Source organism: Streptococcus suis (assembly GCF_029616525.1).
GTDB lineage: Bacteria > Bacillota > Bacilli > Lactobacillales > Streptococcaceae > Streptococcus > Streptococcus suis_AF.
Window position 1 is genome coordinate 1 of sequence record NZ_JANFME010000021.1, and the last position, 13127, is coordinate 13127.

Here is a 13127-nt window from a genome sequence, read left to right on the forward strand (position 1 = left end):
ATAGCCTAGGAGATACACCTGTACCCATGCCGAACACAGCAGTTAAGCCCTAGAACGCCTGAAGTAGTTGGGGGTTGCCCCCTGTTAGATACGGTAGTCGCTTAGCATATTCCGCCATAGCTCAGTTGGTAGAGCGCATGACTGTTAATCATGATGTCACAGGTTCGAGCCCTGTTGGCGGAGTAAAGAGAAATCTTTAATGTATGGTCCGTTGGTCAAGGGGTTAAGACACCGCCTTTTCACGGCGGTAACACGGGTTCGAATCCCGTACGGACTATATTTGGAGGCTGCTTAGGTCTCTTTTTTTGTTTTTTGAGGTGTATGGGCTTTAATTTGCCTCTTTTTTCTTTTCTTGTTACTTTGTCTATTCATTGTTTGTTGATATAATAGAGATATGAAAAGACTATGTGATGAATTATCGGTTTTGCCAGGGATTGGTCCAAAATCGGCTGAAAAATTCTTAAAAATTAACATTCAGAATATTAATGATTTGCTGACTTACTATCCATTTAGATATGAAGATTTTGAGAGTAAGTCTATTTATGATTTGCAGGATGGGGAGAAGGCAGTGGTAGTTGGGGAGGCGGTATCTCCAGCTAATGTACAGTATTATGGCTACAAAAGAAATAGACTCCGTTTTTCAATGAAACAGGGTGAGGTTGTCTTAGCAGTTTCGTTTTTTAATCAGCCTTATTTAGCAGATAAGATTGTTTTGGGGCAGGATATTGCAGTTTGGGGAAAGTGGGATAAGGCTAAGGCAAGTTTGACAGGAATGAAAATTTTGGCTCAAGTATCAGATGAGCTCCAACCTGTCTATCATGTGGCGCAAGGGATTTCGCAAGTAAATTTGGTTAAGGCTATTAAAACAGCTATTGATCAGGGATATTTGCATTTATTAGAGGAGAACTTGCCATCAGTTTTACGAGAGCGCTATCGGTTAATGAATCGCCGAGAGGCGGTTTTTGCGATGCATTTTCCGACAAATTTAGAAGAGTATAGACAAGCTTTGCGACGTATGAAGTTTGAGGAATTATTTTATTTTCAATTACAGTTGCAAATGCTGAAAGCCAACAATCGTGATATTTCGAATGGTTTGAAGATTGCCTATGATGCTGATAGATTGGCTATGCAAATAAGACAATTGCCGTTTGTCTTAACAGATGCTCAGTCTGGGGCTTTGGCTGAAATACTATCAGATATGAAGTCCTATGGGCACATGAATCGTTTGTTACAAGGGGATGTTGGTTCAGGGAAGACAGTAGTTGCTGGATTGGCTATGTTTGCTGCTGTGACTGCGGGGATGCAGGCTGCAATTATGGTGCCGACAGAAATTTTGGCTGAGCAACACTTTGAGAGTTTGCGCCAGCTTTTTCCAGAACTTTCTATTGCTCTTTTGACAGGGGGAATGAAGGCTGCTGAGCGTCGTACTGCTTTAGAGGCGATTTCTAGTGGTCAGGTAGACATCATTGTAGGAACTCACGCTCTTATCCAGGAAAGTGTGTCGTATCATAAGCTTGGTTTGGTTGTGACGGATGAGCAACATCGTTTTGGTGTTAAACAGCGCCGTCTGTTTCGTGAGAAGGGTGATAATCCGGATGTGCTTATGATGACTGCTACACCTATTCCTCGGACGTTAGCCATTACAGCTTTTGGAGATATGGATGTATCGATTATTAATCAGTTACCTGCTGGTCGGAAGCCAATTATCACTCGCTGGGTCAAACATCAACAGCTACCCACAGTCTTAGATTGGTTGGAGCGGGAGTTAGAAGTGGGTGCTCAGGTTTATTTTATCTCTCCGTTGATTGAAGAATCTGAGGCTCTAGATTTAAAGAATGCTGTAGATCTACAATCTGATTTACAGGCGCATTTTGGAGAGCAAGTTACAGTGGATTTGTTACACGGTAAGATGAAGAATGACGAGAAAGATGCCATCATGCAGGCTTTTAAGGAGCGAAAAACGAATATTTTGGTTTCTACCACTGTTATTGAAGTCGGAGTCAATGTGCCCAATGCAACGGTGATGGTTATTATGGATGCAGATCGTTTTGGTTTAAGCCAATTACATCAGTTGAGAGGGCGTGTAGGACGTGGTCATAAGCAGTCTTATGCAGTGTTAGTTGCTAATCCTAAAACAGAGTCTGGTAAGGAACGCATGAAAATTATGACAGAGACGACAGATGGTTTTATTTTGGCTGAAGCTGACTTAAAAATGCGTGGGTCTGGAGAAATATTTGGGACTCGTCAATCAGGTTTGCCAGAATTTCAAGTTGCAAATATTATCGAGGATTATCCAATTTTAGAGGAAGCAAGACGAGTTGCTAGTCAGATTGTTAGCGTGGAAAATTGGCAGGAGGACCCTAATTGGTCGATTTTGCTTGCTAATTTGAAAGATCGAGAGGAATTGGACTAGTCATATAAAAAAGGCCAACACACATGTGTTGGTCTTTTGACATATTGTATAGTTCGTCAGCGATTAACCTTGGATGTAATCTGCCAAGCTTTGCTCTTCCAAGCCTGCATTGAGAGCGATAAGGAGTTTGAGTCGGGCTTTTTGAGCATTCAATTCTTTAACAAATAAAATGCCGTCTTTCTCCAGTTGGATGCCACCACCTTGGTAGGCATAGACTGGCTCAGCAATTCCGTTAAAACAGCGAGATACCAGAATAATGGGTATCTTTTGATCAAGGAGTTTCTTAATGGCTGGAAGGATGGTAAGCGGAAGATTTCCGGCGCCGAGTGCTTCAATGACTAAACCGGAAATTGAGCTTGCAGTGAGAGAATCAAGGAGAATGGAGTCCATATCTGCATAAGCTTTTATGATTGGGACCGTTCCTGTGACTGTTGATAAGTCAAATCGAACACGTGGTTCAGCAGTTTTAAAATAGAGAATCTCTCGTTTGGTGACTAATCCCAGTGGTCCATGGGTTGGTGTTTGAAAGGTTGAGACGTTGGTGGTATGCGTTTTTGTAACATATTTAGCAGCATGAATTTCATCGTTCATGACCACTAGAACACCTTTATCTGCGGATTTACCATCAGCAGCCACACGTAGGGCTGTTCGGTAGTTATAAATCCCGTCGCTACCCAGTTCATTTGAGGAACGCATAGCTCCGGTCAATACAATTGGTTTTTCTGGAATAGCCATTGTATCAAGGAAATAGGCAGTTTCTTCTAAAGTATCTGTGCCATGTGTAATGACAAAACCATCGAAGTTCATTTGTTCTTCTTTAATTTTTTGGTATAGAGTCATCATGTGTTCTAAGCGAATGTGTGGACTTGGAACATTGAGAAAATCCAAGGATGTCACTTGAATTTCTTCTAGTGGGCTATCAATTTGGGTCATTGGATTGATTTTACTCGATGCAACTTCACCCTGATGATTGGCTTGCATAGAAATGGTTCCACCTGTATGCAGTACTAGAATTTTTTTCATAAATTTTCAGTTTCTTTCAAAGTGTGATATACTGATTGTAACATAATTCTTAGAAAGTAGGTGAGTTGGTTGACGATAAAGGCTGTATTTTTCGATATTGATGGTACCTTATTGACCGACAATCGTATGGTTAGTAGTTCAACTATTCTCGCCATTAATGCTTTGAAAGAGAAGGGGATTTTAGTTGGTTTAGCTACAGGACGTGACCCTCGTTTTGTTTTGCAGTATATGGCTAGTTTAGGGCTAGATTTGGCCATTGCTTATAATGGTCAATATATTTTTTCAAGAGAAGAAGTTATTTATAGTCAGAGTTTAGAGCCAAAGCAAATTGAACAAATTATGGAGTATGCGCAAACTCACCATAAGGATTTATCTTTTGGAACTGCTAAAGGCATATTTGGTAGTAAGATTATGAGTGCTGGAACAGGAAATTTTGCATATCGTGTGACGCGTATGATTCCGGAGTCCTGGGCTGGAATCATAAACTTTATTTTCAATCGCTTGGTACGTTGGATCAGTCCTCAACAGGAAACGAATTTGAAAGGTTTTCTCTTTCAACCAATCTATCAGCTGATGTTGCTGACGACGGAAAGGGAGACACAATCATTGGAGCTGCTCTTTCCAAACTTATCTTTTACGCGTTCGAGTCCCTATGCGACTGATATTATCAGTAAGGGAAATTCAAAATTATCGGGTATTGTAAAGGTTGCAGATCGGTATGGTTTTGAGTTAGATGAAGTTATGGTATTCGGGGATTCTAATAATGATTTTGAAATGTTGAATGAAATTCAGCACTCGGTAGCGATGGGAAATGGGACGAAAAAGGTTAAACAAGCTGCTTCCTTTGTTACAGATACAAATAATCGTGATGGGATTTATAAGGCATTAATTCATTTTGGTGTGATTGAGGGATAAGATGTTTCAGAGCAAGGACGATAATTTTAATAGGGTAAAGGATTTTCATTTTTTAATGGATGGTGAAACCCAAGAACTTCCCAGTGTGTATGATGGACAGACGGCTTTGCATCGCGCTGGTTTTAAATTGGAGGAGTTGGTAGAATTTCTACATGCAGCTTCAGAATCTGAAGTTGAGTTTCATGATTTTATCCAACAACTTCATCGGGATTTAGATACTGCTGCTGATAAGGTATCTGGCAAGAGAAGTTTCGGGGGTTCGATGCAGGATCAGGTAGATGCTTTGCTGGATATTCTTTATTTTACATATGGTTCGTTTGTTTTGATGGGGGTTGATCCAGAACCAATTTTTCAGATAGTCCATACTGCAAATATGGGGAAAACATTTCCAGATGGGAAGGCCCATTTTGATCCAATTACCCATAAAATTTTAAAACCTGATGATTGGGAAGAACGGTTTGCGCCGGAGGAAAAGATTCAGGAAGAGTTGAAAAGACAGATGAAAAGACTTGATTCGTAAATCAAGTCTTTTGGTTTATAAACTTTTTTCTCCATCGCGAACAATGAGTAAATCGATAGTTGCGTGGCGCATGATATATTCGGATGAGGATCCGATCAGGAGACGTTCAAAGGCGTTTAGACCAGTTGCTCCAAGTAACATAAGATCAGCACCGGTTTCCTTTGGAATATCGATAGCCAGTAGGGTTTTAGGGTTACCGAATTCAATGCGAATTTGTACATCGGTCAGACCGGCGTTGAGAGCTTCTTGTTTGTATTCTTCGAGGAGGAGCTCCGCCTCTCTTTCTAAAGATTCATAGACAGAGGCGTCAAATGCAACAACATTGTGGAGAGCACGGGTGTCAATCACATGGGCGATAATCAGACGTGCTTGGTTGCGTAGTGCGACATGAATGGCTTTATGAAGAGCTAATTCTGCTCCTTTAGAGCCGTCTACAGCTACGAGTATTGTTTTGTAAGATTGTGTCATAATAATCACTCCTTTCAGAAGAGCTTTGTCCCGAAATAGGTAGAGTAGTTCCTTACATTTTTATTATAAGCCTTTTGAGAGAAAATGTAAAGGATTCTTGTACTTTTTTAGCTTTTACAGTACAATAGAAAAGATAGAAAGTCGAGGTGACGGCATGAAGCAATTTAACAAGTCAACAAAATTGGATGATGTAGCATATGATATTCGTGGGCCTGTTTTGGAAGAAGCCATGCGTATGCGTGCCAATGGAGAGCAGATTTTACGTTTGAATACGGGGAATCCTGCAGAATTTGGTTTTACTGCTCCAGATGAAGTTATTCGTGACTTGATTCATAACGCCCGTAAATCAGAGGGATATTCGAACAGTAAGGGAATTTTTTCTGCACGTAAGGCTATCATGCAGTATTGTCAGCTAAAGAAATTTCCAAATGTTGACATTGAAGATATTTATCTTGGAAACGGCGTGAGTGAGCTGATTGTTATGTCTATGCAAGGTTTACTAGATAATGGTGATGAGGTATTGGTGCCAATGCCAGACTATCCTCTCTGGACTGCCGCAGTTAGTTTGGCTGGTGGTAAAGCTGTTCACTATGTTTGTGATGAAGCAGCTGAATGGTATCCAGATTTGGCAGATATGGAGTCCAAGGTAACTTCTCGAACCAAGGCAATTGTCCTTATCAATCCAAATAATCCAACTGGTGCTCTCTATCCGAAAGAAATTTTAGAAGGAATCATTGATATTGCTCGTAGACATGAATTGATCATTTTCTCTGATGAGATTTACGATCGTATGGTCTTTGACGGAGCTGTTCATATCCCTATTGCAACACTGGCTCCAGATTTATTTGTTGTGACGATGAATGGACTGTCTAAATCGCATCGTATTTGTGGTTTCCGAGTAGGTTGGATGGTCTTATCTGGTCCGAAAAAGCATGTAAAAGGTTACATTGAAGGCTTGAATATGTTGTCCAATATGCGTTTGTGTTCAAACGTTTTGGCTCAACAGGTTGTTCAAACTTCTTTGGGAGGTTACCAATCGGTTGATGAACTCTTGATGCCTGGCGGACGCTTATATGAACAAAGGGAGTTCATTACCAAGGCGATTAATGATATTCCGGGACTTTCTGCTGTAAAACCTAAGGCTGGTCTGTATGTCTTCCCAAAAATTGATCGTGAGATGTACCGAGTTGAGGATGATGAACAATTTGTATTGGATTTCCTCAAGCAAGAAAAAGTACTTTTGGTCCATGGTCGAGGTTTTAACTGGAAGGATCCAGATCATTTCCGTATTGTGTATTTACCACGTGTGGATGAGTTGGCAGAAATTCAAGAAAAAATGTCACGATTCTTGCGGCAATATCGTAGGTAATGGAATTTTGGGCTGAATGTTAATCAGCCTTTTCTTTTTACTTGAATGAAATTGTTTGTATTTTTCTAACAAGGGTAAATATTCTGATAATTGTTGAAATTTTATGTATTTTTTGCTATACTGAAAGCAATTACAGAGTAAAGAGGAAAATATGACAACATTATTAGAGAAGACACGGAATATTACTTCTATTTTGAAGCGTTCCGAAGAGCAATTGGCAGAAGAATTGCCTTACAATGCCATTGCTGAGCATTTATCAGCTATTATTGACTGCAACTCGTGCATCATTAATAGTGAAGGTGAAGTTTTGGGATACCACATGAACTATGAGACGAACAATGATCGTGTGGAAGAATTTTTCCAAAATAAACAATTCCCAGAAGAATATGTAAAAGCAGTTGTGCAGGTTTACGATACGCAGGTTAATTTGCCTGTCGAGAGCGAGTTGACTGCCATCCCTGTCGAATCAAGATCGACTTATCCAAATGGGCTGACAACGATAGCGCCTATCCACGTAACGGGGATTCGTTTTGGTTCGCTTATTATTTGGCGGAATGATGAGCAGTTTCACGATGATGATTTGATTTTGGTTGAGATTGCGGCAACAGTAGTTGGTATTCAGTTACTTAATTTCCAACGGGAAGAAGACGAGAAGAATATCCGTCGTCGTGCGGCAGTTAATATGGCGGTAAATACGCTATCTTACTCAGAAATGAAGGCAGTTGCAGCTATTTTGGGTGAATTGGATGGCAATGAGGGGCAATTGACTGCTTCTGTGATTGCAGATCGTATCGGTATTACACGCTCGGTGATTGTGAATGCACTGCGTAAGTTGGAGAGTGCAGGGATTATTGAAAGTCGTTCTTTGGGAATGAAGGGGACTTATTTGAAAGTTCTTATCCCAGCTATTTTTGATGAAATTAAGAAACGTGACTACTAAAATGACAAAAGCATTGATTTCGATTGATTATACAATAGATTTTGTGGCAGATGAAGGAAAGTTGACTGCTGGAAAATCAGCTCAGGCTATTTCTGAACGAATTGCTCAGGTTACGCAAGAAGCTTTTGAAAATGGAGACTACATTTTCTTTGCGATTGATGGTCATGAGGAGGGGGATGAATTTCATCCTGAAGCTCAGCTTTTCCCAAGTCATAATATCATTGGGACGCAAGGGCGAGACTTGTATGGTCCTTTAGCAGATTTTTATCAAAAACATAAAGGGCATGCGCGTGTTCGTTGGATGGATAAACGTCATTATTCTGCTTTTTCTGGGACGGATTTGGATGTTCGACTAAGAGAGCGTGGTGTAGATACGGTTGTCTTGACGGGTGTTTTGTCTGATATTTGTGTTCTTCATACAGCTATTGATGCTTATAATAAGGGGTATCGTATTGAGGTGGTCTCATCAGCCATTGCTGCATTGACGGAGGAGAATCATCAGTTTGCTCTTAACCATTTGCGTCATGTACTCGGTGCGACAATCATTGACTAATAGTATAGTGACCAGTCTGTGGACTGGTTTTTCGTTTTTCTCCAATAGGAATCTGTATTATTAACACTCTTCGAAAATCAAACTCAGACCTTGTTGACTTAACTTGTAAAAGAAGCGGTGTGATTGACCATGATAAATTTATCAAAATGCTTTACATAGGTGATTACTTGGTGTATAATATAGTCTGTGTGTAATGGACGCACAAAAATACAGTTTATCCGCTGGGTTTAAAAGCACCTAAGATTGACAAAGATAGGAGAATAAAATGAATCCATTGATCCAAAGTTTGACAGAAGGTCAACTTCGTACTGACATCCCTTCATTCCGTCCTGGTGACACTGTGCGTGTTCACGCTAAGGTTGTCGAAGGTAACCGCGAACGTATCCAGATTTTCGAGGGTGTTGTTATCTCTCGTAAAGGTCAAGGCATCTCAGAAATGTACACTGTACGTAAAATCTCTGGTGGTGTAGGTGTTGAACGTACATTCCCAATCCACACTCCACGTGTTGATAAGATTGAAGTAGTACGTTACGGTAAAGTACGTCGTGCTAAATTGTACTACCTACGTGCATTGCAAGGTAAAGCAGCACGTATCAAAGAAATCCGTCGTTAAGATAGTCCTACAGACTATTTTGGTCGGAGAATGGGAGGCAGCGAAAGCTGTCTCTTTTTTTAAAAAAAATCTGTTGAAAAAGTACCAAATTGTGAAAGCAGTGGTAAAATGGATTTTTTTGTGTATCTTCCATGAAATAATATGTTATACTATATATTATTGTAGCTAGTATAGAGGAGGTTGCGGATGAGCGAACAGTTTATTCCATCTGTTTTATCAGATTTACGACAGGATATTGTTCAGATGCCAGAAGTTATCAAGGAATGTAGTGGAATTCGTATTTATGGTCGTCGCATTCGTTCAGTCTTATTTACAACGGATGTGTCTATTATTGCCAATCACAATGCAGATGCTATTTTGGCTGTTTATCCATTTACGCCCAGTCCAGCTATTATCAAAAGTATTATGTTGGTTGCGTCAGTTCCAGTCTTGGCTGGTGTTGGTGGAGGCTTGACGACAGGTATGCGTTCAGCTAATATGAGTCTATTGTCTGAGTCGGAGGGAGCATACGCTGTTGTGGTAAATGGACCAACGGATGTAAAAACAATTGAGGCAATCAATAAGGTAGTAGATATTCCTATCATTTATACCGTTGTTTCTGAAAAGTCTGATTTAACCTCACGGATTAAAGCTGGAGTAGATATTCTAAATGTTTCTTGCGGTATGGAAACGCCAAGGGTTGTGAAGAAGATTCGAGAAGCTTTCCCTGACTTTCCAATTATTGCGACTGGTGGTCCGACTGAGGACTCTATTCGTCGGGTTATCGAAGCTGGAGCCAATGCTGTCTCCTATACAGCACCAAGTAATGGGGAGCTTTTTAAAGGGAAAATGGAAAAATACCGCAAACATGCAAAGGATTAGCTCATAAAAAGATAGGCTAAGCAAACAGTAAGTTTTATTGCTAGATGAAACTTGCTGTTTTTTATCATTTTACGGTGTGAGATTAGGAATACTTCGCAATTTAAAGAATGGATTTTTAGGAGGAAATAGGTGGTAAATTGGTAACATATTAGGTCATTTCTACCTTTGTCTGAGGCTGGAAATATGGTATAATGAGAAGATAGATTTCCATTAGGAGGAAAGTAAGAATGAAGATTTCTGAAGCTGAAGTCCGTCACGTTGCTAAGCTATCTAAGCTGGAATTTTCGGACCAGGAAACAGCGGAATTTGCGATAAGTTTGAGCAAGATTGTCGATATGGTTGAATTGCTCAATGAAGTAGATACGACAGGTGTTGCGGTAACGACCACTATGGCCGACCGTAAGAATGTCTTGCGAGCAGATATTGCCCAAGAAGGTGAGAGCCGTGAGGAGCTCTTTAAAAATGTGCCTGAATCACAAGATAACTTTATCAAGGTACCAGCTATTCTAGACGGGGGAGGAGATGCCTAATGACTTTTAACAATAAAACCATTGATGAATTGCATGACCTCCTTGTCAAAAAGGAGATTTCTGCGGTTGAGTTGACCAAGGCAACCTTGGAAGACATCAAGAGCCGTGAGGGAGCAGTGGATGCTTTCTTGACTATCACAGAAGATGAGGCCTTGGCGCAGGCTGCTACCCTTGATGAAAAAGGGATTGATGCGGACAATGTTATGGCAGGGATTCCTTTGGCAGTCAAGGACAATATCTCTACTAAGGGGATTTTGACCACGGCAGCTTCAAAAATGCTCTATAACTACGAGCCGATTTTCGATGCGACATCGGTTGCTCAGGCCTATGCCAAGGATATGATTATTGTCGGTAAAACAAACATGGATGAGTTTGCCATGGGTGGTTCTAATGAGAACTCTGCCTTCAAACCGACTAAGAATGCTTGGGACCAGACCAAGGTTCCTGGTGGTTCTTCAGGTGGTTCGGCTGCTGCTGTTGCGTCTGGTCAAGTCCGTTTATCACTCGGTTCTGACACAGGTGGCTCTATCCGTCAACCAGCAGCCTTTAATGGTATCGTTGGCATGAAACCGACCTATGGAAGGGTGTCACGTTTCGGTTTGATTGCCTTTGGTTCATCTCTTGACCAGATTGGTCCATTCTCACAGACGGTTAAGGAAAATGCCCAGTTGCTCAATGTTATCTCTGGTCATGATGTCAAGGATGCAACATCAACCATCAATGAAATTGCTGACTTCACTAGCAAGATTGGTCAGGACATCAAGGGTATGAAGATTGCTCTGCCAAAAGAATACATGGGCGAAGGGATTAATCCGCAGGTCAAGGAAACTATTCTCAAGGCGGCTAAGCACTTGGAAAGCTTGGGGGCAATCATTGAAGAAGTTAGCCTGCCACATTCTAAGTATGGGGTCGCTGTTTACTACATCATTGCTTCATCAGAGGCATCTTCTAACTTGCAACGTTTTGACGGAATCCGCTATGGTTTCCGTGCAGAAGATGCGACCAACTTGGATGAGATTTACGTGAAAACCCGTAGCCAAGGTTTTGGTGAGGAAGTCAAACGCCGTATTATGTTGGGAACCTTTAGCCTATCATCTGGTTACTACGATGCCTACTTCAAGAAGGCTGGTCAGGTGCGGACCTTGATTATCCAAGATTTTGAGAAAGTCTTTGCGGACTATGACTTGATTTTGGGGCCAACAGCTCCGACGGTTGCCTTTGGTTTGGACACGCTCAACCATGACCCTGTGGCTATGTATTTGGCGGATCTCTTGACTATTCCTGTAAACTTGGCAGGTCTGCCTGGTATTTCTATTCCTGCTGGTTTTGTAGAAGGCTTGCCAGTTGGTTTGCAGTTGATTGGTCCAAAATATTCAGAAGAGACCATTTACCAAGTGGCTGCTGCCTTTGAAGCGACAACAGATTACCACAAGCAACAACCAGTGATTTTTGGAGGTGCTAACTAATGAACTTTGAAACGATTATTGGTCTAGAAGTCCATGTGGAGTTGAATACCAACTCGAAAATTTTCTCACCTTCATCTGCTCATTTTGGTGAGGATCCAAATGCTAATACCAACGTGATTGACTGGTCTTTCCCGGGTGTCCTTCCTGTTCTTAACAAGGGTGTTGTGGATGCTGGTATTAAGGCTGCCTTGGCCTTGAACATGGACATTCACAAGGACATGCACTTTGACCGTAAGAACTATTTCTATCCTGATAACCCTAAAGCCTATCAGATTTCTCAGTTTGACGAGCCGATTGGCTACAATGGCTGGATTGAGATTGAGCTAGAAGATGGTTCAACCAAGAAAATCCGTATTGAGCGTGCGCATTTGGAAGAGGATGCTGGTAAGAATACCCACGGGACAGATGGCTATTCTTATGTAGACCTCAACCGTCAGGGTGTGCCTTTGATTGAGATTGTATCAGAAGCAGATATGCGTTCGCCTGAGGAGGCCTATGCCTACTTGACAGCCCTTAAAGAAATCATTCAGTACACTGGTATTTCAGATGTGAAGATGGAAGAGGGTTCTATGCGCGTGGATGCCAACATCTCTCTTCGTCCTTATGGTCAGGAGAAATTCGGTACCAAGACTGAGTTGAAAAACCTCAACTCCTTCAACTATGTTCGCAAGGGCTTGCAGCACGAAGTTGAACGTCAGGCGAAAATCTTGCGTTCAGGTGGTCAAATCCAGCAGGAAACTCGTCGTTACGATGAATCTACTGGTGAAACCATTCTCATGCGTGTCAAAGAAGGTTCAGCTGACTACCGTTACTTCCCAGAGCCAGACCTACCGCTCTACGAGATTGATGATAGCTGGATTGAGGAAGTGCGTGCAGAATTGCCAGTCTTTCCAAAGGCTCGCCGTGCTCACTATGTAGAAAACTTGGGCTTGACCGCCTATGATGCAGGTCAATTGACGTCTACCAAGGCCTTGTCTGACTTCTTTGAAGCAGCGGTGGCAGCAGGTGGCGATGCTAAACAAGTTTCTAACTGGTTGCAGGGTGAGGTGGCTCAGTTCCTCAATGCTGAAGGTAAGACTATTGAGCAAATCGCTTTGACACCAGAAAACTTGGTTGAGATGATTGCCTTGATTGCGGATGGAACTATTTCATCTAAAATCGCCAAGAAAGTCTTTGTTCACTTGGCGAAAGAAGGCGGCTCTGCCAAGGCTTACGTTGAGAAGGCTGGTTTGGTACAGATTTCAGACCCCGCAGTCCTTATTCCGATTATCCACCAAGTCTTTGCGGATAATGAAGCGGCCGTAGCTGACTTCAAGTCTGGCAAACGCAATGCCGATAAGGCCTTCACAGGATTCTTGATGAAAGCGACCAAGGGACAAGCCAACCCACAAGTTGCTCAACAACTTTTGGCTCAGGAATTGGCTAAGTTGTTAGACTAATACTCTTCGAAAATCAA

At 41.6% G+C, this 13127-nt stretch carries 11 protein-coding genes, 2 tRNA genes, 1 rRNA gene and 1 pseudogene; 13 read left to right on the forward strand and 2 right to left on the reverse strand.

What is annotated here, in order from left to right:
- The 4 genes from rrf to recG form a co-directional block, all read left to right on the forward strand.
- Nucleotides 1-106: ribosomal RNA gene (rrf, locus tag NOL38_RS08265) — 5S ribosomal RNA — on the forward strand; the annotation flags it as partial.
- Nucleotides 107-110: 4 nt separating this feature from the next.
- Nucleotides 111-183, forward strand: a tRNA-Asn gene (locus NOL38_RS08270).
- A 22-nt stretch (nt 184-205) separates the two neighbouring features.
- Nucleotides 206-277 (forward strand) — tRNA-Glu (locus NOL38_RS08275).
- Between the two features lie 117 nt (nt 278-394).
- Nucleotides 395-2413, forward strand: a complete 2019-nt coding sequence (gene recG, locus NOL38_RS08280; protein ID WP_172100655.1) for an ATP-dependent DNA helicase RecG — start codon at nt 395-397, stop codon at nt 2411-2413.
- A gap of 63 nt (nt 2414-2476) precedes the next feature.
- Here the strand turns inward: recG and NOL38_RS08285 are convergent, their stop codons facing one another.
- On the reverse strand, nt 2477-3436 hold the full coding sequence (locus NOL38_RS08285) for an asparaginase (protein ID WP_277941892.1): 960 nt from the start codon (nt 3434-3436) through the stop codon (nt 2477-2479).
- 69 nt (nt 3437-3505) lie between these two features.
- On the opposite strand from NOL38_RS08285, the pseudogene NOL38_RS08290 reads away from it, so the two are divergent.
- A pseudogene (locus NOL38_RS08290) lies at nt 3506-4871 on the forward strand (Cof-type HAD-IIB family hydrolase).
- Between the two features lie 15 nt (nt 4872-4886).
- Here the strand turns inward: NOL38_RS08290 and NOL38_RS08295 are convergent.
- Nucleotides 4887-5339, reverse strand: coding sequence for a universal stress protein (locus NOL38_RS08295; protein ID WP_004195772.1), 453 nt, complete (start codon nt 5337-5339; stop codon nt 4887-4889).
- A gap of 154 nt (nt 5340-5493) precedes the next feature.
- Between NOL38_RS08295 and NOL38_RS08300 the strand changes: the two genes are divergently transcribed.
- The 8 genes from NOL38_RS08300 (at nt 5494) to gatB (ending at nt 13110) form a co-directional block, all read left to right on the forward strand.
- Complete coding sequence (locus tag NOL38_RS08300) at nt 5494-6708, forward strand: pyridoxal phosphate-dependent aminotransferase (RefSeq protein WP_014637482.1); 1215 nt, start codon at nt 5494-5496, stop codon at nt 6706-6708.
- A gap of 151 nt (nt 6709-6859) precedes the next feature.
- On the forward strand, nt 6860-7648 hold the full coding sequence (codY, locus tag NOL38_RS08305) for a GTP-sensing pleiotropic transcriptional regulator CodY (protein ID WP_172078852.1): 789 nt from the start codon (nt 6860-6862) through the stop codon (nt 7646-7648).
- A 1-nt stretch (nt 7649) separates the two neighbouring features.
- Nucleotides 7650-8201 carry a cysteine hydrolase family protein gene (locus NOL38_RS08310; protein WP_024376330.1) on the forward strand — a complete coding sequence of 184 codons (552 nt, stop codon included), beginning with the start codon at nt 7650-7652 and terminating at the stop codon, nt 8199-8201.
- A gap of 265 nt (nt 8202-8466) precedes the next feature.
- Complete coding sequence (gene rplS, locus NOL38_RS08315; protein WP_011921928.1) at nt 8467-8814, forward strand: 50S ribosomal protein L19; 348 nt, start codon at nt 8467-8469, stop codon at nt 8812-8814.
- A gap of 186 nt (nt 8815-9000) precedes the next feature.
- Nucleotides 9001-9675, forward strand: a complete 675-nt coding sequence (locus NOL38_RS08320) for a hydrolase (protein ID WP_012774968.1) — start codon at nt 9001-9003, stop codon at nt 9673-9675.
- Nucleotides 9676-9902: 227 nt separating this feature from the next.
- Nucleotides 9903-10205, forward strand: coding sequence for an Asp-tRNA(Asn)/Glu-tRNA(Gln) amidotransferase subunit GatC (gene gatC / locus NOL38_RS08325; RefSeq protein WP_222310356.1), 303 nt, complete (start codon nt 9903-9905; stop codon nt 10203-10205).
- Nucleotides 10205-11671, forward strand: a complete 1467-nt coding sequence (gene gatA, locus NOL38_RS08330; RefSeq protein ID WP_277941893.1) for an Asp-tRNA(Asn)/Glu-tRNA(Gln) amidotransferase subunit GatA — start codon at nt 10205-10207, stop codon at nt 11669-11671. Before gatC ends, gatA begins: the two co-directional genes overlap by 1 nt.
- On the forward strand, nt 11671-13110 hold the full coding sequence (gatB, locus tag NOL38_RS08335; protein ID WP_011921932.1) for an Asp-tRNA(Asn)/Glu-tRNA(Gln) amidotransferase subunit GatB: 1440 nt from the start codon (nt 11671-11673) through the stop codon (nt 13108-13110). The genes gatA and gatB overlap by 1 nt, the downstream gene beginning before the upstream one ends.
- Nucleotides 13111-13127 lie beyond the last annotated feature (17 nt).